Origin of the sequence: Paenibacillus donghaensis (genome assembly GCF_002192415.1) — a bacterium.
GTDB lineage: Bacteria > Bacillota > Bacilli > Paenibacillales > Paenibacillaceae > Paenibacillus_AQ > Paenibacillus_AQ donghaensis.
On the sequence record NZ_CP021780.1, the window covers coordinates 7,285,179 to 7,311,413 of the forward strand.

Annotated in this window: 18 protein-coding genes, 1 tRNA gene and 1 pseudogene; 8 read left to right on the forward strand and 12 right to left on the reverse strand. The window is 51.9% G+C overall.

Annotated features, from left to right (window positions below; all coding sequences use genetic code 11):
- Positions 1-34: 34 nt before the first annotated feature.
- Complete coding sequence (locus B9T62_RS33105; RefSeq protein WP_087919136.1) at positions 35-1,306, reverse strand: FAD-dependent oxidoreductase; 1,272 nt, start codon at positions 1,304-1,306, stop codon at positions 35-37.
- A gap of 122 nt (positions 1,307-1,428) precedes the next feature.
- On the opposite strand from B9T62_RS33105, the gene B9T62_RS33110 reads away from it, so the two are divergent.
- On the forward strand, positions 1,429-2,472 hold the full coding sequence (locus B9T62_RS33110) for a LacI family DNA-binding transcriptional regulator (RefSeq protein WP_087919137.1): 1,044 nt from the start codon (positions 1,429-1,431) through the stop codon (positions 2,470-2,472).
- Here the strand turns inward: B9T62_RS33110 and B9T62_RS39655 are convergent.
- Positions 2,450-2,701 carry a hypothetical protein gene (locus B9T62_RS39655; protein ID WP_157794100.1) on the reverse strand — a complete coding sequence of 84 codons (252 nt, stop codon included), beginning with the start codon at positions 2,699-2,701 and terminating at the stop codon, positions 2,450-2,452. The two genes, B9T62_RS33110 and B9T62_RS39655, sit on opposite strands and share 23 nt — an antisense overlap.
- 404 nt (positions 2,702-3,105) lie before the next feature.
- Here B9T62_RS39655 and B9T62_RS33115 point away from each other — a divergent pair, with 404 nt between their 5' ends.
- The gene (locus B9T62_RS33115; protein WP_087919138.1) at positions 3,106-5,469 is read left to right on the forward strand and encodes a PEP/pyruvate-binding domain-containing protein; all 2,364 of its coding nucleotides are present in this window, start codon (positions 3,106-3,108) and stop codon (positions 5,467-5,469) included.
- Positions 5,470-5,531: 62 nt separating this feature from the next.
- On the opposite strand, the gene B9T62_RS33120 is transcribed toward B9T62_RS33115, so the two are convergent.
- On the reverse strand, positions 5,532-6,176 hold the full coding sequence (locus B9T62_RS33120) for a GyrI-like domain-containing protein (protein ID WP_087919139.1): 645 nt from the start codon (positions 6,174-6,176) through the stop codon (positions 5,532-5,534).
- A gap of 128 nt (positions 6,177-6,304) precedes the next feature.
- Positions 6,305-6,583, reverse strand: coding sequence for a helix-turn-helix transcriptional regulator (locus B9T62_RS33125; protein WP_087919140.1), 279 nt, complete (start codon positions 6,581-6,583; stop codon positions 6,305-6,307).
- 180 nt (positions 6,584-6,763) lie between these two features.
- On the opposite strand from B9T62_RS33125, the gene B9T62_RS33130 reads away from it, so the two are divergent.
- The 3 genes from B9T62_RS33130 (at position 6,764) to B9T62_RS33145 (ending at position 12,977) form a co-directional block, all read left to right on the forward strand.
- On the forward strand, positions 6,764-7,657 hold the full coding sequence (locus B9T62_RS33130) for a GNAT family N-acetyltransferase (RefSeq protein WP_169834468.1): 894 nt from the start codon (positions 6,764-6,766) through the stop codon (positions 7,655-7,657).
- Between the two features lie 412 nt (positions 7,658-8,069).
- On the forward strand, positions 8,070-12,413 hold the full coding sequence (locus B9T62_RS33135; protein ID WP_087919142.1) for a bifunctional 2',3'-cyclic-nucleotide 2'-phosphodiesterase/3'-nucleotidase: 4,344 nt from the start codon (positions 8,070-8,072) through the stop codon (positions 12,411-12,413).
- 480 nt (positions 12,414-12,893) lie between these two features.
- Positions 12,894-12,977: transfer RNA gene (locus B9T62_RS33145), tRNA-Leu, on the forward strand.
- 240 nt (positions 12,978-13,217) lie between these two features.
- Here B9T62_RS33145 and B9T62_RS33150 read toward each other — a convergent pair.
- The 5 genes and pseudogenes from B9T62_RS33150 to B9T62_RS33170 form a co-directional block, all read right to left on the reverse strand.
- Positions 13,218-14,876 carry a M56 family metallopeptidase gene (locus tag B9T62_RS33150; protein ID WP_087919144.1) on the reverse strand — a complete coding sequence of 553 codons (1,659 nt, stop codon included), beginning with the start codon at positions 14,874-14,876 and terminating at the stop codon, positions 13,218-13,220.
- On the reverse strand, positions 14,873-15,235 hold the full coding sequence (locus B9T62_RS33155) for a BlaI/MecI/CopY family transcriptional regulator (protein ID WP_425436715.1): 363 nt from the start codon (positions 15,233-15,235) through the stop codon (positions 14,873-14,875). Before B9T62_RS33155 ends, B9T62_RS33150 begins: the two co-directional genes overlap by 4 nt.
- Positions 15,236-15,603: 368 nt before the next feature.
- Positions 15,604-17,052 carry a M56 family metallopeptidase gene (locus tag B9T62_RS33160; RefSeq protein WP_087919146.1) on the reverse strand — a complete coding sequence of 483 codons (1,449 nt, stop codon included), beginning with the start codon at positions 17,050-17,052 and terminating at the stop codon, positions 15,604-15,606.
- 2 nt (positions 17,053-17,054) lie between these two features.
- Positions 17,055-17,441 carry a BlaI/MecI/CopY family transcriptional regulator gene (locus B9T62_RS33165; RefSeq protein WP_211296380.1) on the reverse strand — a complete coding sequence of 129 codons (387 nt, stop codon included), beginning with the start codon at positions 17,439-17,441 and terminating at the stop codon, positions 17,055-17,057.
- A gap of 69 nt (positions 17,442-17,510) precedes the next feature.
- Positions 17,511-17,672 (reverse strand): annotated as a pseudogene (locus B9T62_RS33170) (helix-turn-helix domain-containing protein); the annotation flags it as partial.
- A gap of 1,164 nt (positions 17,673-18,836) precedes the next feature.
- Here B9T62_RS33170 and B9T62_RS33175 point away from each other — a divergent pair.
- Positions 18,837-20,234 carry an MATE family efflux transporter gene (locus B9T62_RS33175; protein ID WP_211296381.1) on the forward strand — a complete coding sequence of 466 codons (1,398 nt, stop codon included), beginning with the start codon at positions 18,837-18,839 and terminating at the stop codon, positions 20,232-20,234.
- Between the two features lie 104 nt (positions 20,235-20,338).
- On the opposite strand, the gene B9T62_RS33180 is transcribed toward B9T62_RS33175, so the two are convergent.
- Genes B9T62_RS33180 through B9T62_RS33190 form a run of 3 tightly spaced genes read right to left on the reverse strand, consistent with a single transcriptional unit; the run spans position 20,339 to position 23,474 of the window.
- Complete coding sequence (locus tag B9T62_RS33180; protein ID WP_087919148.1) at positions 20,339-21,184, reverse strand: carbohydrate ABC transporter permease; 846 nt, start codon at positions 21,182-21,184, stop codon at positions 20,339-20,341.
- Entirely contained in the window at positions 21,181-22,092 is a 912-nt protein-coding gene (locus tag B9T62_RS33185; RefSeq protein WP_087919149.1) for a carbohydrate ABC transporter permease, read from the reverse strand. The genes B9T62_RS33180 and B9T62_RS33185 overlap by 4 nt, the downstream gene beginning before the upstream one ends.
- 38 nt (positions 22,093-22,130) lie before the next feature.
- Positions 22,131-23,474 (reverse strand): ABC transporter substrate-binding protein, encoded by a 1,344-nt coding sequence (locus B9T62_RS33190; protein ID WP_087919150.1) that lies wholly within the window; start codon positions 23,472-23,474, stop codon positions 22,131-22,133.
- A gap of 250 nt (positions 23,475-23,724) precedes the next feature.
- Here B9T62_RS33190 and B9T62_RS33195 point away from each other — a divergent pair, with 250 nt between their 5' ends.
- Positions 23,725-24,480 (forward strand): response regulator transcription factor, encoded by a 756-nt coding sequence (locus tag B9T62_RS33195; protein WP_245864194.1) that lies wholly within the window; start codon positions 23,725-23,727, stop codon positions 24,478-24,480.
- Positions 24,477-26,234: a sensor histidine kinase gene (locus tag B9T62_RS33200; RefSeq protein ID WP_087919151.1), complete on the forward strand. Its 1,758-nt coding sequence runs from the start codon at positions 24,477-24,479 to the stop codon at positions 26,232-26,234. Before B9T62_RS33195 ends, B9T62_RS33200 begins: the two co-directional genes overlap by 4 nt.
- Position 26,235 lies beyond the last annotated feature (1 nt).

Consider the following 26,235-nt stretch of genomic DNA (forward strand, 5'->3'; position numbering starts at 1 on the left):
GGTTCGTTTTTTGTGTTAAGCAGGAAGCAGAGATTTAACGGCCAGCCTGCTCTGCGGCCGGCTTTTTGAAGACCGCCTGCTGCTCAGCCAGAATGGCATGCAGCGCCGGGATCGGCACATCTCGGAAGGAGCAGGACTTCTCGATAGCCAGGGAAGCGGCGATTCCGGCAGCTTGCCCAAGCGCGTAGCAGGTGGCCTGTACCCGCATCGAGGACATCGCGACATGAGTGGCCGATATGGCGCGTCCGGCTACCAGCAAGTTGCCGTACTGCTCCGGGACCATACAGCGGTAAGGCACATCGTAGCCGTCGATGCGGCGAATATCAGTAGTTCTGCGGCCATCCGGATTATGGATGTCAATCTCGTAGGTGGTCTGGGCAACCACATCCTCGAACCGGTGACCTTTCAGGATATCTTCTTCCGTCAGCGTATAGAGGCCGACGATCTGGTTCGTCTCCCGGACTCCCGTCTGTGCAGCCACGTGGGCCAGCGCATAGGTCTCGTATCCGCTGCGCTGGAGATAGTCGACGATCGAGAAGACCTGGCGCAGCGCCTCTGGTTCGGCCCGGTTCATATCATCGATTCGGGCTCCGTTGCCCTTGACCCGCGACATATTGACCAGAAGGGAGCCTTCAGCCCCCTGTTCCCAGTACAAGCGTCTGCCCTGAGGCAGATCTTCTACTTCATTATAGATTTCGCAGCCTTCCGGCAGCTGGCGCAGCACCGGCTTGCCTGTATCCTGCATCGTGAACATCAGCGTCATCGGCTGGGTCATTCCGTCCCCGTCTCTACCAGAGGTGTAAGGTACGCCAGCTTCAATGGCTGCTCTTGCATCTCCTGTACAATCAATGAACTGCTTGGCCCGGAAGGCTCTCAGGCCTTCCCGGGTCGAGGTGATTACCGCCTGAATCGAGTCGCCATCCTTAATTGTACCGATGAATTCCGTATGGAGGCAGACTGCAACGCCTTCCTTGTGCAGCTTCTCGTTCAAATAATGGCGCAGTAGAAAAGGTGAATACTGCGGCGCAATCGATTCATCATGCCCTGGGGGTAAATAGGCAGCCAGCATCTCGGAGATCAGCTCACGGTAGAAGCCTGTTACATTGCCTACCGGCATAAATACGCTTACATTTGCCAGCGTGCCCATTCCACCAAGCTGCGCGGACTTCTCCAGCAGCATGACCTTCTTGCCGCAACGCGCTGCGGAGACTGCTGCTGCCGTTCCTGCGGGTCCTCCTCCCAATACAATAACATCTGACTCTGCGTAAAGAGGGACTTCCTGTTCGAATCTGTACCCTGCTTGCATCGGTCGTCACTTCCTTCGTTGGAATACATTCATTATAATAATGAGTGAAGCTTCATATATAGTTTCATTTTACTTACAAAGTTAATGCTTAGGCACAAGAACCTTGGGGAAGAGGGTTGGAGATGCGGAAGAAAAAGCTAGTCACCCTGCAGGATATAGCGGATGAACTGAAATTGACGATCCATACCGTGTCCAAGGCCTTGCGCGGCCTGCCGGGGATGTCGGAAGCTACCCGTGAGGAAGTTATTGAAACCGCGCGGCGGCTGGGCTACCGTACCAAGGAACAAGGATTGCGGGGATGGTATGAGAAGAGCCCCAAGCTGATGACCGGTAGAAAAAGATTTACCTTGCTGCTGAACAAGGACACCCCCTTCTTTCAGCTGCAGCTGGCTGGACTGCAGGAGCGGCTGCATGAATATGGTCATTCAATTACCGTATCCTTCTTTCCTTCCTTTGTTAAAGACCGCCAGGGGCTGGAGCGCTGGGTAGAGCAGACGGACCTGCTCTATAATGATGGCCTATTCATCCCGCCGACGATTCACCCCGAGCTGGAGGCGATGCTGCTCTCGCTGCCGCTTCCGAAGGTGCTGATCAACTACCCGCCTCCGCTGGCCGAGGTAGACAGTGTCATTTGGGATGTGGAGCATGCCATCCGCCTGTCGGTGCGCCATTTCGCGGTCAATGGACACCGGAAGATCCTGTATATCGGGAATACTCATGAACATCGGGGATTCCAACTGCGCTGGACGGCATTTCAGTCCGCGATGCAGGAGCTCGGCTGCACCGTTGATCCCGGCGACCATCTTACCGAGTCGAAGCCATTCCATTCAGGCTGGGACGAGGAGCTGTACGCCAAGCTGCTGCATACGGGTTGTACCGCGATCCTCTGCGCGATTGATATGGATCTGTATCCGCTGCTCTACTTGCTGCAGACCAGGGGACATACCGTTCCGGCCGATTATTCACTGATCGGCCTGGAGAACCTTGGGCAGCCTGACGTCTATCCCAGCCTGGCCCGGCCGGCGCTGCTGGTCAAGGAAGCCGGCTGCCGTGCGGCGGAGCGGATGCTGCGGCGGATTGCGGATCCCGCCGAGCCCTTTGAGCATATCCGCCTGGCCGGCGGATTCATTGCCGGCGACAGTGTCAGCCTGCTGCCGCGCAGCTAAGCAGTCCCCGGAAGCGGCCCGCGAACTGCAAATCGCAGCGCTTCTGGGTGCTGCACGCCAATTGCGCTTGCGCTTCTGGATGCTGCACGCCATTGCGCTTGCGCTTCTGGATGCTGCACGCAATTGCGCTTGCGCTTCTGGGTGCTGCACGCCATTGCGCTTCTGTAGTCTGGCGTACGTCTGGCCGGGAACCTGCTATGGATGTCCTTAGTACGCAGTGTCTGGTCATATGCCCCGCCGCTTTAGCCAAAAGCCTGCGAAAGTGCAGGCTTTTAGCTGACATTCGGCAATGGAGTACCAAAGCCTGCGAAAGTGCAGGCATTTCTTCAAGGATCAGCTGGATGAAGCCATTACGGCCGGAGAACCTGTACTATTGCAGGTTTTTTCCGTAATCGGCTGATAACAGCTACAAAACCTGCACTTTTGCAGGCATTTCCTACAGACTCCTATAGAATGGGCAGATTAAATTAAAAAAGGTGACTCCATAAGCCATCATATTGGCAGCGGGGTCGCCTTTTTTCGCTTATTGAACAATAACTTTTAACAATTGACACAACAATTAAAAAGATATAAAATGTCAAAAGAAAGTTAGTGTCATAATAATCCGAAGAAAATATAAAAGGAGTGAGCGAAATGGAAAAGGTGATTCGCGGATTTGCCGAGCTGGAGCCTGAGCTGCGACAAGCGGCAGGTGGTAAAGGGGCGATGCTGTCCAGAATGGTTCAGGGCGACTATCCCGTTCCGGAAGGGTTCGTCGTATTGCCTGCGGCGTTCACTGGCGAATATTTAAAAGAAGAAGCCTGGGAGGAGTGCAAACTGCGCCTGAAGCAGCTGCGCCGCTCCCGCCTTCATGCCTTGTTTGCCGTCCGCTCGTCGGCGTTTAGCGAGGATTCGGCAGGGGCTTCTTTTGCCGGAGAATTCGAAACGGTGCTGAGTGTGGATTCGGATGCCGATATCCTGAAAGCCATCTACGCTGTATTCCATTCCAAAGATGCCGAACGGGTGCAGGTCTACAGCGCAGTCCAGGGGATGGAAGCTGAGCATCCACTGGCGGTGGTAGTCCAGCTGATGGTCCAGTCGGAAATTTCCGGCGTGCTGTTTACTGCGGATCCGATTACCGGAAGCCGGATCACCATGCCGGGCAATTATGTTTATGGACTGGGGGAACCACTGGTATCGGGGGAGAGCAATGCCATGTCCTTTTCTCTCTCCAGAAAAGGCGGCAAATATGAAGGACCCCGCGAATTCAAGAAATATGCCTCCACGCTGGCGGCCTATGCGGCGCGGCTGGAACGGGAGCTGGGCGCGCCGCAGGATATCGAATGGGCTGTCGCCGGAGGGGAAGTGTTTCTTCTGCAGACAAGGCCGATAACAACCCTGAGTTCCGGCAATCGGGATACTTATGAAATCAACGACTCCTTGAGCGGGGATTATCTCTGGACCAACAATAATGTAGGCGAATCGATTGCCGATGTCTGTACTCCCTTAAGCTGGTCTGTCCTGCGTGCGCTTGACGAGGAGCATACTGTAATTACCGGGCAGCATATGTTCTCCGGTAATATATGCGGAAGAGTGTATGCCAACGTCAGCCTATCGGTGTCCATGTTCTCTGCCTTTGGACTGAATCCCCAGCCGATTCTGCACAAGATGAGCCGTGTTTTCGGAGTTATTCCTGAGGGCATGTCCGTGCCACAGTATCCATTCTCCAGACGGGAGCTGATCCGCACAGCCCTGCCCCGAATACTGTACAGCATCAAGCGGACGCGGGAAGCGGTACGCGGTGTTTCGCAGCAACTGTCGACATCGCCGACATGGTGCAGGGAGATGACGAAGAGGCTGCAGCAGACCGATAGCCGGGAGCAGCTTCTACGCTTATGGAACACCGAACTATGGCCGCAGAATGTACGGGCGATGTGGTCGGGACTTGAAGCTGCTGCCGCCAAAATGCAGCAAACCGAGAAGCTGCTGGCGAAGCTGGGCAGGCTGATGGGGGAGGAGGATGCCCACTTGTTGCTGGCAAGCACAGGTGAGGGAGCGGAGCTGGCCAGCCTGGGGCCCATGAAGGGAATATTCCAGGTCATGAAGGGAGAGCTTAGCCGCAGCGAGTATGCCGCTGAATATGGGCATCGCGGGCCGCATGAGTTCGAGCTGTCGGTTGCAGACCCTGGAGAGGATACCAGCTGGCTGGAGCAGCAGATCGCAGAATTCCAGACGGCTGCGCCGGATGTGAATGAGCTGCTGCGTAAGCAGCAGGCCCGAACGGCAGAGGCTTCGGCCAGGCTGGAACGGGAGTATCCCCGGCAGGCGAAGCGGCTGTTCCGGCAGATTACCGCGGCGGCGGAGGGACCCCGTCTGCGTGAAGCGGCGCGTTCAGAATGGACGCGGACGTTTCGTGTCAACCGTGCGTTTGCGCTGAAGGCAGGCGAATTGTCGGGGCTTGGCGAGGATGTTTTTTTTCTGTACCTGGATGAAATCCTTGGATGGCTGGCCGGAGGTGAGCTATCTGCCGCTGCACAGATTCCGAAGCGTCAAGAGATGTACCAGCGCTATCAGTCACTGCCGCCGTTGCCGTCCATGATCAGGGGAAGGTTCGATCCCTTCATCTGGGTGAAGGACCCTCATCGCAGGCTGGATATGTATGATGCCTCCCGGCCGGAGGAGCGTTCCGATACCGAATGCCTGCAAGGGTTCGCCGGAGCTGCCGGGCGGATCGAGGGACGGGTGCGTGTTCTGAACCGTCCGGAGGACGGCAAGCTGCTGCAATCCGGAGAGATTCTGGTCGCTTCCACCACCAATGTGGGCTGGACCCCGTTGTTTCCCAGAGCAGCGGCTATCATTACCGATATTGGTGCGCCGCTCTCCCATGCTGCCATTGTAGCCCGGGAGCTGGGGATTCCTGCCGTAGTAGGCTGCGGGACGGCCACCTCCAGGCTGAGGACAGGTGATTGGGTGGCAGTAGACGGAGGGCAGGGGCGGGTACGGATTCTGAACACCTGACAGCATGACAAAATAAGAAATAAGACACCCCTTCAGGGTGTCTTGTCCGTGAACCCATGACTCTATTTGCGTACTACCGGAACACAGAGGTGAGCTTCGAACCGTTCGTCGCTGGGTCCCGACTTCTCCGTATAATTGATAAAGAACACACCGTCTGGGTTAAACCTGTATTCCGATGAAGGCAGCCACTGCTCTTTTATCAGCTTGCAGGTGGTTTGGAACGCCTGATCAGGGATACCGCGGGCGATAAAAATAGCATACTTGGAGGACGCAAACGTCTGTTTAATCAGCCCTTTAGGAATACATCCGCCAGACTCCACCTCTACTGCCAGCATAAACCCGGTGTCCCATGCACTGGCTTCCCAGAGCGGAGGAACGGATACTTGCTGCTGAAAAATACCCAGGTAACACCCGCTGCCCTGCACCTTGGACGGGATGGAATCAAATCGGGCATCAATATCAAACTCTCCGAACACATGACTCCAGAGATCGGAATAAGGCGTTCCTGCTTCGTCGCTGTTCTCCCAGCCGATCACCTGGAGCTCCGGCAGATCAAGAATATACGGCGTTTCGCCGCCGATGGTACCTGTATTCAGCTGCTGCCGGGCTAGCTGTGCCTGGATCATTTCAATCACCCGGGGTTTCGACTTGGGGGCATAACTTTCGGTATCCCGAACAATCTCGTTATTGCGTATGTGCTCTGACATAGGATTAATCCTCCTGTTTATAGGTCTTGCCTTCAGCATATGGATTCCCGGTCCGGTTCCGTTGTCCGTTTATAACAGATTGTGCAGCAATCGGCAGGTATAGGGTCATAGTCACCTGTTCATAGCTCTCATCCGCAGTATACAGCGCAAAAACTTCCCGCAGTGAGCGTACCGGTGATTGGGAGTGGCGAATATTTAATCTCTATGCAGGCGTTGCTGATGCGTCTTTTGCGAATATAATCTTTAATGGAATGCCCGGAGGTACGCTGGAATTCGCGGTACAGCTGCATTAGTGAGATATAGCAGGTCTTGGCAAGCTCCTCCAGCTGGATGGGTTCATTCAAATGCTCCTCAATATAATCAATGGCCCATTTCAAAGGATACGCGTTCTTCCCGTTCATGCCCATCGAAACCTTTCCCTCCTTCGTAAAATAATCTAAATCCCCTTTGAGTATATCGTTTCGTGGATAGGCTGAATGTGAATATTTTCGCTGGCTGGGTTGGCTGACCTAGGGTAATATTGATGAGGATGCGATTAATGGTAATATCTGCTGGTAGCCGATATGAACTTCAAGGGAGTGAGCAAATTGACCAGGCTTGCGGAGTTGGCTGCGTTTATCCATGTTCATAATCAGGGGGAGCAGCGGTGTGGATACGCGGGCAGCACGAGTGAGGATATCAGGCATGACCTGATGGACGGACTAGAAGCTTCCAGCCGCTTATTGTATGAAGGGAATGAGCTGGTTGGAGCAGCCATCGCGGATGTGTATGAGGCTGGGAGCGGCGGAGAACAGGATATTGAGGTGTGGGGTCCGTATGCGGCCAACAGTAATGTGGAGGTTATCCGGCAGCTGTTGAAGCAAGTAGAACTTCTGGCCAGGCACAATAAAGCCCGGAGCGTTCACTTCTTTATCAGCGAGCACAACCATCAGCTGCTTGATGAGCTGTTGCTGTACCGCCAATTGAAAAGTAACGGACATTATCATTATTCATTAAATATGCATAAATATGTGGTTAGTCCAGCACCGCTATACACGTCCATTGTGAAGCTGAGTGGGTCGGATAGGGAAGAGCTGGAACCATTAATAGAATTACACCGTCAGAATTTCCAGAATGCGATCTTCACAGAAGACGATCTGTTAAGGGAAGTGGCTGACAGCAGCAGCGAATACGATATTTATACTGTTCAAGAGCAGAAGACTTGCTCCGGCTATATGATCGTTAGAAGAAATGAGCTGACGCGCAGCATTCAGTTGGAGTATATCTGTATGGCGCCCGAGGCTCGCGGGCAAGGAACCGGCAAAGCACTGGTTGCATACCTCGTTGACCATTACCGGTCAATGCGTTACAGCAGCATGGAACTGGTTGTCAGTGAGAGCAACCTAGATGCGCAGCGTTTCTACGAGCGGCTGGCTTTTAACAGAGATCAAATCATGAAGCATATTGTCATCAGCGGTGCGATGGATAGAGAAGTAGAATAAAAGATATAGAAACCCGTTTCAAAGCAGCCTGTATAGGTTATAAAGAGACGGGTCTGTTGCTGTCGTCTAAATACTGGAAATGGCTAAACAATTACATAACCAGCAAGTAGAGATAATATTGATTTAACATTGCTACTATAAAATGATAGAGATTGCACAATCTATCAGAGGAGGCCAGGCCCTACAGGCAAAGCTTAACTTATGATGAGAAATCATCTTATTTGTGGCAGCTTCTTTGCGTTATTGCGTGATTTTAGCTAAATATTTATGAATTTATTTCTTTATTTATCCAATGTGCGTCAGGTTATTTAACACAACTCTATGAAAATATCTAAATTTAAAGATACTAAATGATAGTTGTGTGATATACTATCACCGGATATTTAATAATACTGGGGAGGACTATTAATTTATGGGATTGAAGTCGAAATGGAATAAGCCGATCGCTTCGGTGCTGGCTACTGCTGTGCTCTCTGCGCAGGTACTGGGTGGAGTGGTTGTGGGCACTGTGTGGGGGGCAGAGAAAGCTTCTGCGGAGACTGTTCAACCTGCTGCAGGCGCACAAACCGTTGATTTGCGGCTGATGAGCACAACGGACGTGCATACCAATGTGTACGGCTGGGATTATTTCAAGAATGCAAAATCGTTGACGGTCGGATTGGACCGGACGGCTACTCTGGTCAAGAATGCCAGAAATGAGCAGCCGAACAATCTCCTGCTGGACAACGGCGACTTAATTCAGGGAACTCCTCTGGGTACGTATGTAGCGAAGGAAACGGGGTTTGAAACTTCGGCTGAAGGTCTGCATCCGATGATCGCTGCAATGAATATTATGCAGTATGATGTTGCAACCTTTGGCAACCACGAATTTAACTACGGGCTGAAATTTCTGGACCGTACGATTAACGGCAGCGCCTCCTTCAAAAACGAAACCAAAGCTAATTTCGATTATGTAAATGCAAACATATATAAAATGGATGGTGTCACCAATGCTTATACGCCTTATATCATTCTGCCTAAGAAGGTTAAGGATGCCAACGGTGTAGAGCAGACCGTTGATGTAGGTGTGATTGGTCTTGTAACTCCGCAGATTATGGAGTGGGACAAGGTTAATCTTGAAGGCAAAGTTACCACCAAGGACATTGCCGAAACCGCTGCTAAGTTCATCCCCGAAATGAAAGCCAAGGGAGCAGACGTTATTGTTGCTATGGCTCATACCGGATTTGATGCAGCTGCAAAAGAGGGTACAAATGCCGAGAATTCGATCAGCCTGCTGAGCCAGGTTCCTGGTATTGATGCCATCACATTCTCGCATACACATAAAGTCTTCCCAACAGGCAACGTGGATACGCTGGACGGCTCTTTCAAAGATCCCGTAAGCAAAAAGCCTTATACGTTCGTTGACAACGTAAACGGCCGAATTCACGGCGTTCCTGCTGTACAAGCAGGCTACGGCGGAGCATATCTGGGTCTAATCGATCTGAAGATCGTGGGTTCCGGTCATGACTGGACGGTAGTCAAAGAAGAATCGAAGGCTTCAACCCGCTCGATCTACAAGACGGAGAACAAGATCAATAGTTCGACAGTCGAGCCGGATCTTGCTATCGACGAGGCTGTAGCGGCTGAGCATAATGCTACTATTGAGTATACCGGCCAGGTGCTGGGTTATACGAAAGCTCCTATGAACAGCTATTTTGCCCTGGTGCAGGATGATCCTACTGTTCAGATCGTAACCTATGCGCAGAAATGGTACACGCAGAACTATGTGGCAGCTAATCTGCCTGAGTACAAGGATCTGCCGATTCTGAGTGTGGGTGCTCCGTTCAAAACAGGAAGAAATGGTCCTGCTGAGTATACTGTGATTGATGAAGGTCCATTGACCATCCGCAGTGCCAGCGATCTCTATCTGTATGACAATACGCTGAAAGCCATTGTGGTTAACGGTTCTGTTGTTAAGGAATGGCTGGAAATGAGTGCAGGTGCCTTCAACCGCATCAAACCGGCAATTTCAACCCCGCAAAGCTTGCTGAATCCGGCTTTCTCGGTGTTTAACTTCGACGTTATCGATGGCGTTAATTACAAGATTGATGTGACCCAGCCTGCGAAATACAAACCGGATGGTACGATTAACGATGCTTCGGCAAGCCGGGTAACGGAAATTACTTATAATGACCTGCCGCTGGATATGAACCAGGAATTTATTGTGGTTACGAACAACTACCGTGCAAGCGGTGGCGGTAACTTCCCTGGTGTCAAAGGCGCGCCAATGATTATTGACTCTCAGGATGAGAACCGCCAGGTGCTGATGGATTACATCAAAGAGGTTGGGACGATTGACCCGACAGCTGACGGCAACTGGTCGATCGCTCCAATTAAGAGCAATGTGAATGTTACCTTCACCTCGGCGCCGGAAGCTGCAAAAGTGCTTCCAGCCAACATGAGTGATACTGGAACACAAGATAAAGGTTTTGGAGTATATGAGCTGAATCTAGCCAAGACCCCTCCAAAGGCCACTGCGGATGTAGAAGTGCATCTGATCGGCATTAACGATTTCCACGGTCAGCTGGATACGGTATCTACAGTAAGCAACGAGCCAGCTGGAACAGCTGCAATTCTGGCAACTTATCTGAATCAGACCCGTGCCAAATACGAGAATTCGCTCTTGTTCCATAACGGTGACTCTGTGGGCGCATCTGCACCGGTATCCTCGATGGAACGTGATGAGCCGACGCATGAGTGGATGAATCTGATGAAATTTGATGTGGGTTCACTGGGTAACCACGAGTTTGACCAAGGCGTTGACGCGCTGATGACCCAGCTCTATGGTGGAGTAGATCCTAAGAACAAGGCCGTTACTCACAAGGGCTCTGACTTCGACTACGTCAATGCCAATGCCGTGAACTCGGAAACGAAACAACCTATTATTAATCCTTATGTCATTAAAGAAGTGGGCGGCGTGAAGATCGGGTTTATCGGTCTGGTTACCAAGTCCACACCGAGCAAGGTATCCCCGGCAGGTACGGCGGGTGTAAGCTTCCTGAGTCCTCAGGACGAGGTGGCGGCTGTTGAGAAATATGCCAAAGAGCTTCAAAACAAGGGTGTAGAGACCATTATTGTATTGGCTCATGATCCAGCCTCGACCAAAGGTGAGTCGACTACAGGTGAAGCTGCCGATCTGGCGAACGCTCTTCCGGCCAATTCCCCGGTAGACGTTATCGTTGCCGGTGACAACCATGCGCTGGCTAACGGGACTGTAAACGGCAAGCTGGTTGTACAAGCTTACTCTTACGGAACGGCGTTCGAAGACATCAAGCTGATCATTGACCACACAACAGGCGATGTTAAGCACAAGGAAGCTGTGGTAACAACTACCTTCCACACAAATAAAGGTGTAGCTGTAACGCCGGACCCGGCGACAGTGGCTCTGGTAGACAACTACCTGAAGAAACATCCTGAGCTGACCAAGCCGGTAGGTACTACTGACGGAACTGTTACCCGTACAGATACTTACCGCAAGGAATCCTCCTTGGGTAACCTGATTGCTGACGCTATGCGCAGCGCAGACTTCGGAGATGGCAAGACTGCAGATTTCGCCTTCATGAATCCGGGCGGCATCCGTGCAGACCTTCCGAAAGGCGATGTGACCTTCGGCGATCTGGCCAAGATTCAGCCATTTGGTAACACGTTGGTGAAGCTGACGTTGACTGGTGCCCAGGTCAAAACTCTCTTGCAACAGCAATGGGCAGTAAAAGCCGATGGTACAGCGGATATCAAAACCCTGCAAATTTCCGGTCTAAAATATACGGCTAATATGTATCTTCCTGTTGCAGAACGTGTGGCAAGCCTGACGCTTGCTGATGGAACACCGATTAACCCAACTCAGAGCTACACTGCTGTGGTGAATAACTTTATGGCAGCGGGCGGCGACAACTACAAGGTTCTGGTGGACGCTAGTGTATCCGTGCCTGGACCGATTGACTTGGATGTATTCTATAATTATATTGTGAAGACATTCGCTGGAGGCCAGATTAAAGCTCCTATCGAAGGACGTATTATCAATAATGAAAAGCCGACAGCAACGCCGGTGCCAAGTGCGTCTACCGGCGGAGGGAATTACTTCCCAATTGCAACGCCAACGCCATCCCCGACGGTTGCGCCTTCGGCAACACCGGCACCGGGAACTACACCGGCACCAACGGTGATTCCGGCATCCGGCTTCAAGGATCTGGGCAAAGTAGCATGGGCACAGACAGCCATTGATTATCTGGCTGCCAAGGGTATTATCAAAGGACTGGATGCGAATACCTTCGCACCAACCAAAAACGTGACACGTGCAGAATTCGTAACGATGCTGGTCCGCTCGCTCAACCTGAGTGAAACGGGAACAGCCAGCAAATTTACCGATGTGAAATCAAACGTATGGTACAGCAGCCCGATCGCAATTGCGGTGAATGCAGGTCTTGTTCAAGGCTCCGGCAACGGTAAATTTGAACCGAAACGTGAGATTACCCGTGAAGAAATGGCGATTATGGTTGCCAACGCGATGAAAGGCCAGCTACAGCCGGTTGACAATGCAGCGCTGAGCCAATTTACCGACAATGCCAAGATTGCTCCTTATGCGAAGCAGGCGATAGCCCAACTGACCAAGTTAGGTATCGTTAACGGCGTAGACAGTGGTAAATTTGCACCGAAGGGCATTGCTAATCGTGCCCAGGCAGCGGTGATTATCTACCGTATGCTGGAGCTAGCCAACTAATCCTTATCATCACAACAGAAATCTCCGCCAGCCCTTAGCCGGGGCGGCGGAGATTTTTCTGTTTCTTAAGGTGTTGCGCATTCCGCAGGAACAGCCTGCTTTGGCCCTTGAGGTGTTGCGCATTCCGCAGGAACAGCTCGCTTTTGTGCTTAAGGTTTTGCGCATTCCGCAGGAACAGCTCGCTTTTGACCTTAGCCTCGGCGCGCGCATCCCGTCAGGGACAGCGTGCCAGCCCGGCGACGTCCAAGCGGTCCCGCAGGGATAAGCGTTCCAAGTACCCAGCCGCCTAATCACAGTACCGCCAGGCTTATTCGCCAAATTTGCAGGTGTCCAGAGGGTGCAACCCTTTGGGGCCCTCCCTTGGAAGGGAGGGTTTGGGAGGGATCGATTATTTTTTATTTTTCTTCTTGTCTTTTTCAAAGATATGTGGTAAATTATCTCTTGTGGCTGTTACAAGTTATGGATAGCCAAACCTAATATGCGGTCATGGCGGAATTGGCAGACGCGCTGGCTTCAGGTGCCAGTGGTAGCAATATCGTGGAGGTTCGAGTCCTCTTGACCGCATCCGTAAGTAACAAAGAAGGATTATGAAATTGCTCTCGCAGCAATCTCATAATCCTTCTTTGTATTCTATCTTGAACATACGTTATTACGTGCACAGACAACTGTAGTGCACTCAACACAACAGAGCAGCAGGGATCGCTGTTCTGTTGTCTTTCCAGGAGTGCCTATCACAAGAGACTCTCTGCTGCGCAGGAATGTACACTCAGGGTTATTTATCGGAGAGTGCTACCGACTGCGCTACTACTCTGCTGCGCCACCCGTATTCTGCTCGCTTGGCGCTAAGGGTCGCATCACTGCTCTTGCGTGCTCCTCCATAAGCTGCGGCTGCGCTACTGCGCCACCCGTATTCCGCTCACTTGGCGCTAAGGGCCGCGCCACTGCCCCTGCGTGCTCCTCCACAAGCTGCGGCTGCGCTACTGCGCCACCCGTATTCCGCTCGCTTGGCGCTAAGGGCCGCATCACTGCTCCTGCGTGCTCCTCCATAAGCTGCGGCTCCGCTATTGCGCCACCCGTATTCCGCTCGCTTGGCGCTAAGGGCCGCATCACTGCTCCTGCGTGCTCCTCCATAAGCTGCGGCTCCGCTACTGTGCCACCCGTATTCCGCTCACTTGGCGCTAAGGGCCGCGCCACTGCTCCTGCGTGCTCCTCCACAAGCTGCGGCTCCGCTACTGTGCCGCCCGTATTCCGCTCACTTGGCGCTAAGGGCCGCGTCACTGCTCCCGCGTGCTCCTCCGCAGGCTGCGCTACTGCTTCAGTAGCAGGCTGCCGACTTGACGCAGCACTGGCGCTGGCCGCCGGACGATCCGAAGGCTCGATGCTGGCGGAGGCTGATGGACGATCTGTCACAGTCTGCTTCGGCGTAGATGTCATCGCCCCCTGCTCCTGAGCGGGGGATTGGCTCTCTTTCGGATTTGCCAAGGCGCAGCCGCTGATGAGAACAACCCCGGCGACCCCTAGAATGGTCCAGCGAAACGAATGTCTTTTATACTGTTTGATCATTTGTATTCTCCTTTGCAATTGTTTGGCGTTGCCGGTGAGATGGACGTTGCCTGCTGTCCGGACAGGCCGAGAGAAATGTTCAAGTATTTGAATAAGGGTATATCCATACCGGCTTCTCTGATCTGGCTCAAGGTAACTGAGGGCCAAGGCATCGCTTGCAATCTCCTGTTCTTCCCGTATCCGGCTGGAGGCGTACCAAATCACGGGATTAAACCAGTGCACTATCAACAAAATATGCATCAGCCAGTTGATCCCGATATCATGGCGTTTCACATGAGCCAGCTCATGCAAAAAAACATGCTGCAGTTGGTCTTTATTCAGGCTTGTCAAAAGGCCTTTCGGGATAACGAGGTGGGGTTTCGCCATACCATACAACGCCGGCGTACGGCGCCGGGGAGATTCAACAAGGACCGCCGGCCGGCGGACCGCCATCTTTGACCTGCATTGTTCGAATAGACCCAGCACATTAACATCTGTAACCGGCACCGTCTCCCGTCTCATTTGGCGGACGAACTTCCTGCTGCTCCAGAGGGTATACCCTCCCCATATACAAACACCGGCCAGCCATACCGCCCCTAGCATCTGGCCAATCCACCCGGCTGAGGCTTCCGGCACCGCTACATTGACGAACGCCCCAGTTTGCTGCTTGACCTGCCGGATGGAGTCCAGCTTGTGGGCATAACCGAAGCCATTCAGGATACTGAACTTGCTTTCCGGACTCCAAGGCAGAATTAGCCGCACGAGCACCAGCAGCCACAGCATGTAGCTCCACGTTGGAATTAATCGTCCCTTGAGCAGACGCTGCAGCAGGACAATGAGCAGAACCATGGCGCTTGCGAGCAAGGATACAGTAAAGATCCACACCGAGATGCGGACAAGATCCTCTGTCAGCCAGCTCATGTGATTTTGTCGTCAAGTATTTTTTTGAGTTCGTTGATGTCCTCGGGCGTCAGCTGTTCTTCTTTCAAAAAATTCACAAGCATAGGCTTGAACGCCCCGCCGTATATTCTTTTCAGAAATGAGCGTGTTTCCGTCCCTACGCATTCCTCCTCGGATACAAGCGGGTAATATGCATACACCTTGTCCTGTGAATATGCAATGATCTGCTTTTGAACGAGCCGGTTCAACAGAGATCTTACCGTCTTTGGCTTCCAATCCGTATGGTCTTCCACGGCTTTAATAACTTCATTGGCTGTACTGGGCGATCTGGCCCAAAGTACCTTCATGACTTCCCATTCTGCATCAGAAATATTGGACATCTTGCTCACTGGATTTCCTCCTTCATCTGGATTACAAATGTAATACAATTTAATATTACACTTGTAATCAACTGCTGTCAAACATAACGAAATTAGATTCGGACGGTTGTTATGCGACGTTTTTGTATTCTATCTGCAACTGGAACATGACTAACGAGAGGTTTTATGGCTATGCGCAGGGGAAGAAACGGTTATTAGGATGCCTTGTTTAATGTCCAAAAAATGAAGGATAGAATTTATTACATTACCAATGGCGCTGAAGTTTTGCAGTCAACAAAAAACAGCGGCAGTCCAGGACTTTATTTTCTCGTCCAAGGCTGCCACTGTTTCTTTTATTGGAGTCAGTCTAACTTTATTGTCCTCGACATTTACGGCACAACCAGCTTCATGAAAGCATTGGAATCAAATCGGTCACCCTGTACCAGCCACTGATCCTCCACATCAAACAACGTCAGAATACCCTCCAGAGGGACACGCTGCTGTTCCGCCCCAGCCTGATCAAGCAGGACCAGGTCCACATAATATTTCAGTTCGATGACATCTCCCTTATCCTCTGAAAGACTAAGCTCAAGATTATCTGAGGTTACAGAAGCCTGTTGTTTAGCGGCCACCTGCAGTGGTAAACCGGTATAGCGGGTAGAGACGGCTTTCTCAGCGAAATACTCAGTGAAGAAGGGCACCATCTGATCGTTCCGTTGTTGAATAGTTTCTACGGACAGAATATCGGAGGAGTATGCAACCTCGTATTCTGTATTTTTGTATTGGGTGGCGGCCTCTATCGCTTCCTGTATAGCATCCGACTTGGGTGCAGTTGTGCTGCACGCTACGAGCACTCCGGCAAGAACAAGCAGCAGACCTGCCGTTACAATGGCTCCAACCCCGTTGTGCTTCTTTCTTCTGTCGAAAATACCAGCAAAACGCTGTTTCATCATTTGCTTCCCTCCATTGAAAGGAGTGGATAAGGATGCCGCATTAGAGGGGGGCCTGCGAATCATGGAAAGAATTATTTCGCTGTAACGCTTTCTATAGCCGATGTCCGTTCCCTTGACCACTTCGCTGTCGCAGACCAGTTCAACTTCCTTATTGGCTTCCCTGACCATGAGGTATACCAAGGGATTAAACCAGTGCACGGCTCTCACAACGAGCATCAGCAGCTTATACCATAGATGGCGTTGTTTGTAATGAATCAGTTCGTGCTTAAAAATCATCAGGTATTCCTCGTCGCTGTATAACTCGGCAGGCAGCCATACCGTCGGCTTCAGTAATCCCGCCAGCATAGGGCTGGGGGCGGCAGTGCTTCTTCGCAGCTTCACCTTCCTACTGTCAAGCTTCAGCTCCCTTAAGGAGTGGCTGAACAGCTCCAGAACCTGCTGCTCGCCAACAGGACGGCTCCAGCGTCTGATGGAACTCATAAATATCAGGTGGCCCACGCAGTGATAGATCAGAACACCCCCCGCACCGGACAGCCAGAGGAGAGCTATGCCTGCTTGTGCAGACATGGGTTTATTCGGTGCTGCTGTAACAGCAGGCACGGGGTTGCCATTCTTATCGCTCTGTATGGGTGCAGAAGCTTTATCTACAGCGGTTTTCTGCGGGATCATGGCCTCCTGAATCGGTGGGATGATCTGCACAAGCGGCTGCGGTGCGGTGAGGTTGAACGGAATCAGCAGCCGCACGGCCAACGCCAGCCATATCCAATACCGCCACTTCGGCGCATATCTCCTGCTCAGAGTCCTGCCAAGCAACAATACCAAAACGATAATCAAGGAGGTGCTTAAGATGATTTCAACCATCGTTGTAAGCAAGTAATCAAGCAAGCTTATTCCTCCTTCGTCTGCTGGTCGATAAAGTTCCTAAGCTCATCCAGATCATCCTTGGTCAACGACTGACTGTCATACAGGGAAGCGACGAAGCTTTTGATCGAGTTTCCATACAGCTTCTGCAGAATAGACTGACTCTCCTGCTCCAGGTATGTCTTCTCGTCCACAGAAGCTGTATAGAAGTTGAAGCGTCCCTTGCGCTCGCTGGTAACAAACCCTCGTTCAAGCAGGCGGGTGAGGAAATTCAACACAGTGGTTACACCCCAGGTTTTCTTGCCCTGCAGCTGCTCCATGATGTCTGCTGAAGTAACAGCTATCTCCGTATCCCATATAATCTTCATGATCTCCAGCTCTGCGTCAGGCAATCTCATATTTTTCTTATCCACGCCCAGGCAACCTTCTTTCGACAAGTGGTGAATGACTTTATTTAATTCTGCGTTTGTCGAATGAATATGTCAATATATGGATTCCGGATTGGCCTGAGCCGATTGTTTCCGGTAGCTCTGTGGACTAAGTCCGTGTTGCTTCTTAATAGCCCTGCTGAAGCAGCAGAGATCGGCAAATCCGGTCTGTTCGGCGGCTTCCGACACCAGGGTGCTGGGCAGCAGCAGCATTTCCCGGGCCTTCTCGAATTAACCAGCATATACCTTATTTATCAATCCCTTCACCGTTTGTTAAGCGGGAAGGGTTTTTTTTATTAAGAATTTAGGTTACTACTTAGGACCCTGCGACACTCCAAGCCCTTGAACTAGGTAACCTGCATTTTAGCGGACCGTATAGCCCCTAAGTCGTCAAAACAGGCTCAAAAGCGAGGGTTTTCTGTGATATAGAGGCTCCTGGGTCCGTTAATCCTGCAAAACGGCCTATGTACAGCAAATAGAGGCTCCTGAGTCCGCAACCGTCTGAAATCGAAGCGAGGGTTACGAGCGAAGAGGGCTAGGGGACCTAAGTAGTAACGAATTTAGTTACTATATAAGATGAACTTAAGAATGGAGTAGTGGGGTTGCCAGAAAGCCTGATGCATAGAGTTTCCTGGCAACCCCGTTTGTAACATTCTTAAGTTCATGTTCTATACTTAGGTTCCAGCTCCAACCGGGATTAGAGTGTTGCCCTGGAACCTTCAGAATAATTAGATGCGAAACTGCAACTAAATTTAGCCGAATTCTCCATTGGCAGGCGAATAAGTGCAAATCTGCAACTAATTTCGAGTAAATCAATACTGGAACGCTCAACAGTCCAAAATAGATGCGTATTTGCACTTATTTCCTCCAAAACGGAAAAAAACGGCTAAATAGATGCAGTTTCGCAACTAATTGTTCGGCCCCCTAATTATGGAACTGAGTCTGTGTAGTTCTTATTATAAGGAGTCCTAAGCAGTAACAGAATTCAAAGGTTTTGCGCATTCCGCAGGAACAGCCCGCTTTGTCCCTTAAGAACTTGCGCATTCCGCAGGAACAGCCCGCCCTTGCCCTTAACGCCCGGCCGTGCATCCCGTTAGGGATAGCGGCCAGCGCCCCCAGCGACGTCCAAGCGGTCCCGCAGGGATAAGCGCTCCTACATCCCAGCCTCCTAATCCCAGTACCGCCAGACTTATTCGCCAAGCTTGCGGGTGTCCAGAGGGTGCAACCCTTTGGGGCCCTCCCTTGGAAGGGAGGGTTTGGGAGGGAGCGATTTTTTATAATTGGAGAACCCCAGAAAATGTGATAGGCTTTTAGTAGCCTATAAATCGGAAATCAGCCCGCAATTACATGAACATAATCTAACGTAAAAGAAGTGAAGGTATGCTGGAGCCTAATGTGAAGGTGAAGATGAAGCGGAGTCAACGTCTGCTGGACAAATATTTCTCCGGAGAAACGATGGATTACCGCCAGATGATTGCGTTATTTATTCCCATTCTGGTGGATCAGGCCTTTGTAGTAGGATTGAACCTGGTCAATACGGCGATGATCAGCTCCTCGGGGGTAGCGGCGATCAGTGCGGTGAACATGATTGACTCGCTGAATATCTTTCTGATCAGTGTTTTTATCGCGGTATCCACCGGTGGAACCGTTGTTGTTGCCCAGTACAAAGGCAGCCGCAATGAGCTGATGGTATCCAAAGCATCGGCGGGGGCGGTGTCGTCTGTTTCCCTGATGGCGCTGCTGATCGGACTGTTCGGGATTATTTTTCATAATCCGCTGCTGAATCTGCTGTTTGGCGCGGCTTCGCCCGAGGTAATGGCCAATGCGCGTACGTATCTGATCGGCAGCAGCATCTCTTATCTGGGGATTGCGGTAGTGGAGGCGGTCTGCGGTGCGCTACGCGGAATTGGACGGACCCGGGCGTCGCTCGTGCTCTCGCTGATCATGAATCTGACGTATGTGGCGCTCAATCTTGTGTTCATCAACCTGCTGCATATGGGCGTGCTCGGGATGACATTCTCGGTCAATATCGCCCGCTATCTGGGGGCGCTGTGTGCGCTGTATTATCTGCTGCGTCTGGACAGCAGCCTGCACATCCGCATCCGTGACCTATGGAGAGTCCAGCTGTCGATGGTGAAGAAGATCATGTTCATCGGCATGCCGTTCGCGGCAGAGCAAATGTTCTTCAACGGGGGCAAAATCCTGACCCAAATCTTCATCGTCAGTCTCGGCACCTACGCGATTGCCACCAATGCGATCAGCTCCACCTTCGCCGGGATGATGCAGATCCCTGCCGGTGCGCTGTCCCTGACGATTATTACAGTAGTGGGCCAATGTATGGGCAGCGGCCATGTCAAGGATGCGCGCAAGTTCACCAAGTCATTTATCGTCTTGTCCTCGGCTTCCTTTGTGCTGATGGGCCTGCTGGTGCTGCCGCTCTTTATGCCGCTGGTTTCGCTGTTCCATCCGCCGGATGAGATTGTCGGCGATATCTTTCTGATCGTGCTGATCAATACGATTGCGCAGATTCCGCTCTGGTCGATCGCCTTCATTACGCCTTCGGCGCTGCGCGCCGCCGGGGATTCCAAGTTCACCTCGATGGTCTCCATGCTGTCGATGTGGCTGTTCCGCGTCGTGCTGGGCTACATCCTGGGCATTGCGCTGGACTTCGGTATCCTTGGCGTATGGATCGCAATGAACTGCGAGTGGGGTGTCCGCGGCATCATCTTCATGCGCCGGTTCCTCGGCGAGAAGTGGTCGCGGCATCGTGTAATATGAAGCAAACAGCAATAGCAAACAACAAACAGCCCCGGCCGGGATGGCCTGGGGCTGTTTGTTCTGTTCAGTTCAAGCAACGCTCAGTATTCAGGCCATTCAGCAACTTATCCCTTCAGCCCAGTGGTTGAGATGCCCTCCACGAAATACTTCTGGGTGAAGAAGAACAGCAGGATACAAGGCACGATGCTGACCACAGACATCGCAAGCACCTGATTCCACGAGACAGCCGAGGAAGTGTCAAGAGACAGGCGCAGGCCCAGCGAAACGGTGAACTTCTTAACGCTGCTGATGTAGATGATCGAGTTGAAGAAGTCATTCCAGGTCCACATGAACTGGAACAGCCCGACCGAGAAGATCGCTGGCTTACACAATGGCAGCAGCACTCGGGTCAACACAGTGAAGGAATTGCAGCCGTCTATCGTCGCCGCTTCATCCAGATCTCGGGGCAGGCCGCGGATGAACTGGATCATCATATAGACGAAGAAAGCGCCGGTGGCGAAGGCTGCGGGAACAATAAAGGGCAGATACGTATCCAGCCAGCCCAGCTTGTTGAACAGAATGTACCGTGGAATCAGCACAGAGGCGTTCGGCAGCATCAGTGTGGCAATCATGACCGAGAACAGCAGGGTTTTGAACGGGAAATTGAACCGTGCGAACCCGTAAGCTACAATGACGCTGGAAATCACCGTGAACATGACCGTCGGAATAACCAGCAGCAATGTATTGATGAAGAAATCCTGAAAGCCGTATTGCCCCGTACCCTGCCACCCCAGACGGTAGGAATCCCACACATACGTGCTTGGCAGCAGCCTGCTGGAGCCGAAGATATCGGCATTGGTCTTGAACGATGAAGCAAACAGCCAGATCAGCGGATAGACCATGATGAGGCCCACCAGGATCAGGAACAGGTAATTCAGCCCGGTTCTGGCATTGCGGCGTTGCTGTTTCATGAGCGGTCACCTCCGTCCTCATAATAGACCCAGCTGTTCGAGGTTCGGAAGATAATGGCGGTCACCGCCATGATCAGCACAAACATTATCCAGGAGAGTGCAGAAGCATATCCCATTTTGAAAAAAGTAAAGGCCTCCTCATACAGCTTCAGGGCAAACAGATAGGTTGATTTCATCGGGCCTCCGTTGGTAATGACAAACGCGCCAGTAAATTCTTGGAACGCATTCACCATCTGCATCACCAGGTTGAACAGCACGATAGGCGTCAGCAGCGGCAAGGTGATCTTCAGGAACATTCTTGGCTTCGAGGCCCCGTCGATGGAGCCTGCTTCGTAGAGATCACTGGGGATCTGCTGAATGCCGGCCAGGAACAGCACCATCGAGGAGCCGAATTGCCAGACGGTCAGCAGCCCCAGCGTATAGAGCGCCACATCTGGGCTTCCCAGCCAGTCGACAGGTCCGAGGTGAAGCTTAGTCAGCATGCTGTTAATAATGCCCTCCTTCATAAAAAGGAAACGCCACAGCACGGAAATCGCCACACTTCCTCCCAGAATCGAAGGCAAATAATAGACGGTCCGCAGAAAATGGATGCCTTTCAACTTGGCGCTGAGCAGCACCGCGATAAACAGTGCGAACGCCAGCTTCACCGGCACGGCAAGCAGGACATAGATTCCGGTCACCTTCAGGGACTGATAGAAGTCCGGGTCATGCAGAAAGATATTCTTATAGTTCGTCAGGCCGATGAACTTGGGCGGTGTAACCATGTTGTAATCCGTGAACGAATAATACAGGGAAGACACGAACGGATACAACTGAAAAATAAGCAGGCCAATGATCCAGGGTAAAATATACAGCAGGCCGATATGATTATAGTTTTTGCGCGGTTTCAGTGTTCTGCCTACAGACATGGGTAACGCTCCTTTCCTATCCCGATTGCTATTTATATCTAGGATCTGCCTTTCAATTCAGCCAGCTTAGAGGTCAGATTGGCAATCAGCTCATCAGCAGCCTGCTCCGGTGTGGACTTGCCATAGCTGACCTTCTGTACAATGTCATCCATGATCTTCTGAACCTCCGAGTTGTTGGCGACGCTGTTGTCGACAATTCCGGCGCGGCTGAGACCCAGCTCGACGGCATGGGTGATGGCGGCATCAATCTTCCCGGCGGCTACGGCAGCTTCCTGGGAGGATTTAACCGGTGGAACAGAACGCACATCGCCGAGAATCACGGCAGCTTCCTTATCGTTCATGAACCAATTGAGGAATTTGACTGCTTCCTCCTGATGTTTGCTGTCATTGCTGACAGCTAGCAGCTGAGAAGGACGAACCAGCACTCCGGAATCCTTGGCATCCTTGGCGATAATCGGCAGGCCGGTAGTGATCTCTACATCGGCAGGCAGCACGTTCTTCAGCGACAGCAGAATGCTGCTCATGGACGGAGCCATCACAATGTCCTGGTTGATCCATTTCGGGTTCTGGTCGATCTTGCCGAAGAAGAGATCACTCTCGCCAAGCGGCTGGTATACACCAGCCTCCATCGCTTTGAGCAGCCAATCGAAGCTGGCGGCGGCATCCTCGCGTGTGAAGCCGAGGCTGTAATCCTCCTTGACCCATTGGGAGCCGGTCCGCTGCTTCAGCATGGTCACCATATCCTGGCGGATCGCCGCATGGTCGGTCAACAGCAGATATTTCGAGCTGTCCTGCTCATGCAGCTTCTTGCCTGCTTCATAGAGCGTATCCCAATCCCATTCAGTATCTGCCGGCACGCCCAACTGATCGGCCAGTGTCTTGTTGATAATCAGGCAATAAGCGTTCACACCGGTAGGAACGGCAATCAGCTTGTCATTGTACACACTGTAGTTGTTCAAGAATTCCTGATCCAGCCCCGACGCATCAAAGGCAGGCTGATCCTTCAGATTGACGAAGAAGTCGCCTTTGCGGGACAGCTCCTGCAGCCAGGGCAGATCCAGCTGCATAATGTCAGCGGAGGTTTTGCCGGCCAGTTGGGTCTTGATCTTCTGCTCGTAACCGTCGAAGCCCTGATATTCTGCTTCTATCGTTACATTGGGTTCGACCTGCTTGTAGGCTTCAATCGCAGCCAGGGTAGCGGCATGGCGGTCTTCTCCACCCCACCAGCTGAACCGCAGCGTGGTCTGTTTGGCGGAAGCATCGCTGCCTGCCGGTGTATTGCTGCCGGAAGCAGCCGTATTATCCTTGGAGCAACCGCTGAGCAATGAAGTCAGCAGCACCGCAACAGCCAGCCAGCGAACCCCTCTTTGTGTTTGTTTCATGGATCATTCTCCTTTAAGCTTTTATGTAAGCGCTCTTAGTATAGCCTGTGGCTGTGCTGATTTTAAGGTAGCCAATCTTGGGAAAAGGTATCAATTCCACAGCGCCACAGCCGCCAGGGTATCCTGATCTTGTAAAAGGAATCATTATTACAGGTGTTCCGGCGATTGGGCAATTCCGCTATTATCAGCGTCACATGATCTGATATACTGAATGTAAGCAGTTTCATTACATCCTGAGAGCGCGAGGTGCATGATGTATAACCTTTTAATCGTTGATGATGAGACGGAAACCCGTGAGGCCTTATCGAGTTATTTCCCGTGGTCGGAGGTAGGGTTCAAGGTTGTAGGGCAGGCCGGGAACGGCCGTGAGGCGCTGCAGTTCATCGGTGGGGATAAGCGCGTGGATATTGTGCTGACGGATATTCGAATGCCGGTAATGAACGGGATTGAGCTGGCCGAGGACCTATACAACAGCAAACGCCATATCAGAATCGTTTTTCTCAGCGGCTACCGCGATTTCGAATATGCCCGGCAGGCGCTGCATTACCGCGTCATGAACTACATCCTGAAGCCTGCCAAATATCAGATGCTGCTGGAGGTGTTCGTGAAGATCCGTGAGGAGCTGGAGGCGGAGCATGCCGGCGGGCAGCAGGCGCAGGGGGCAGAGCGGCCAGGATGCGACGAGAGCGCGGTTATCCAGCAGATCAAGACCCATGTGCAGCAGCATTACCGTGAGGTCACCCTGGAGCAGGTGTCGAAGAAAGTACATATGAACGCTAACTACCTCAGCTCGCTTTTTAAACAGAAGACCGGACAGAACTTCTCCGATTATGTCATCAAGATCAAGATGGAGGCCGCGGCCAGTCTGCTGCTGGATGCAAACAACAAAACCTACGAAATTAGCGAGCGGGTCGGCTACAGCAATGCCAAGAATTTCGCGCGCACCTTCAAAGGCTATTACGGCAAGACGCCAAGTGAATACCGGAACGGCCAGCTGTCCCCATGAGAGAGAAATACTTCATCAAACAACTCGCCACCTTTCTCCTGCCGCTGCTCATCCCGATTATTATTCTCGGCTCACTCTCCACCTTCTCCACCCAGCGTGATATCAAAAGAGACATTAATCAGAACAGCAGCTTCCTGCTGCTCCAGTCGCAGACCCAGCTGGAAATGATCCTGAATGAGCTGGATACGCTGTATCTGGCGCTTTATGACAACGCCGATATCTTCAATGAGCTGTCCGCTGTGCTGAAGAATCCCTACTACACCTATGAGAGTTCCGCCTCCAACCGGATTATTTCCAGCTTTTTGAATGCATTTACCAGCTCGAAGGCTTATATCCAATCCTTTTATCTTTATGTAGACAATCCATATAACCGCTTCCTCTCCTCGGTGGACGGGCTGGTGACGCTGGATTCTTTTTTTGATACCGGCTGGTACAAGCCCTTTATGAATTACGACGGTCCTCCCGCCAAGTGGACCACTGCGCGCCAGATCCGCTTCTACTCGTTCGAGACTCAGCCTACGTCAGTGGTGACCTTCTACAATGTGCTGGAGCCGCGCAGAATCGCAATTATTCTTAATATCCGCGCCAAATATCTCGAGAACCTGCTGGATCATATTACCACCTATCCAGGCCAGCAGCTGTTTGTGCTGAATGAGCAGAATGAGATGATTTTCTCGAACTCCCGCAAGGAACCGCTAAGAGCGGAGGATATTGGGGCGATTGCGCGCAGTCCGCAGGCTTTCTTCGATATGGACATGCCGCAGGGCAAGGTGAATGTCACCAAGGTGGAATCGGAGCGCTATAAGTGGAAATATGTCTCGATGATTCCCCACTCCGAGCTGTACAGGACACCGACGCGCATTCTGGGCTACACCCTGATCTTCGTGGCGATTGCCGTTCTCTGTGGATTCGTGCTGACCTATTATCTAATTCGCCGCAATTACAAGCAGCTAAAGATGATCCGCACCCTGATCAAATCCGCTGATGACAGCCGGATGCCCCTGAAGCCGCCGGGCAAGGTCAAAGATGAATATTCCTCAATTATCCACGGCATGATCACCCATTTTATTGAGCACCGTTATATCCGCACCCAGCTGCTGGAGAAGAAATACCGGCTGCAGGTGATGGAGCTGCTGGCACTGCAGTCCCAGATCAACCCGCATTTTCTCTATAACACGTTGCATTCGGTCTACTGGGAAGCGGTCGCTTTCACCGGCAAGCCCAACAAGGTTAGCGAGATGGTTGAGGATCTGTCGGACCTATTATCCTATTCCTTCAGCAATCCTACCGAGACGGTGACCTGGGAGGAGGAATTGGCCAATACGCTCAGTTATATCAACATTCAGAGGAAGCGTTATAAGGACAAGTTTGCAATTATTCTTGAATACGATGAAGAGATTGCCACCCTGTACACCATTAAGCTGGTGCTCCAGCCATTCATTGAGAACAGTATCTATCACGGGATTAAGGAGAAGGCCGGTCAAGGGTTGATTAAGGTCAAAATCAACCGCAAAGACGAGCGGCTCTCCGTCGTGGTCATTGACAATGGGGTCGGCATTGGGCCGGAGGCCATGCGCGAGATCGAGCAGCGTCTACGCTCGGACGAGGAACGAACAGAGCATGTCGGGCTGTACAACACGCATAAACGGCTGAAGCTGACCTATGACAACGGCTACAGCCTGCGGATCCGAAGCAAGCCCGGTTTAGGAACCGTAGTCAGTCTCACGCTTCCCGCCTTGCGGAACCGGAACTGAA

Coding starts and splice junctions, on each gene's coding strand:
- B9T62_RS33150 (WP_087919144.1), bottom strand. CDS start 14,876: ATGAGCTGGCTGACAGAGGATCTTGTCCGCATCTCGGTGTGGATCTTT.
- B9T62_RS33110 (WP_087919137.1), top strand. CDS start 1,429: ATGCGGAAGAAAAAGCTAGTCACCCTGCAGGATATAGCGGATGAACTG.
- B9T62_RS33115 (WP_087919138.1), top strand. CDS start 3,106: ATGGAAAAGGTGATTCGCGGATTTGCCGAGCTGGAGCCTGAGCTGCGA.
- B9T62_RS39655 (WP_157794100.1), bottom strand. CDS start 2,701: ATGACCAGACACTGCGTACTAAGGACATCCATAGCAGGTTCCCGGCCA.
- B9T62_RS33175 (WP_211296381.1), top strand. CDS start 18,837: ATGCTGGAGCCTAATGTGAAGGTGAAGATGAAGCGGAGTCAACGTCTG.
- B9T62_RS33125 (WP_087919140.1), bottom strand. CDS start 6,583: ATGGGCATGAACGGGAAGAACGCGTATCCTTTGAAATGGGCCATTGAT.
- B9T62_RS33200 (WP_087919151.1), top strand. CDS start 24,477: ATGAGAGAGAAATACTTCATCAAACAACTCGCCACCTTTCTCCTGCCG.
- B9T62_RS33195 (WP_245864194.1), top strand. CDS start 23,725: ATGATGTATAACCTTTTAATCGTTGATGATGAGACGGAAACCCGTGAG.
- B9T62_RS33155 (WP_425436715.1), bottom strand. CDS start 15,235: ATGTCCAATATTTCTGATGCAGAATGGGAAGTCATGAAGGTACTTTGG.
- B9T62_RS33105 (WP_087919136.1), bottom strand. CDS start 1,306: ATGCAAGCAGGGTACAGATTCGAACAGGAAGTCCCTCTTTACGCAGAG.
- B9T62_RS33190 (WP_087919150.1), bottom strand. CDS start 23,474: ATGAAACAAACACAAAGAGGGGTTCGCTGGCTGGCTGTTGCGGTGCTG.
- B9T62_RS33180 (WP_087919148.1), bottom strand. CDS start 21,184: ATGAAACAGCAACGCCGCAATGCCAGAACCGGGCTGAATTACCTGTTC.
- B9T62_RS33135 (WP_087919142.1), top strand. CDS start 8,070: ATGGGATTGAAGTCGAAATGGAATAAGCCGATCGCTTCGGTGCTGGCT.
- B9T62_RS33120 (WP_087919139.1), bottom strand. CDS start 6,176: ATGTCAGAGCACATACGCAATAACGAGATTGTTCGGGATACCGAAAGT.
- B9T62_RS33185 (WP_087919149.1), bottom strand. CDS start 22,092: ATGTCTGTAGGCAGAACACTGAAACCGCGCAAAAACTATAATCATATC.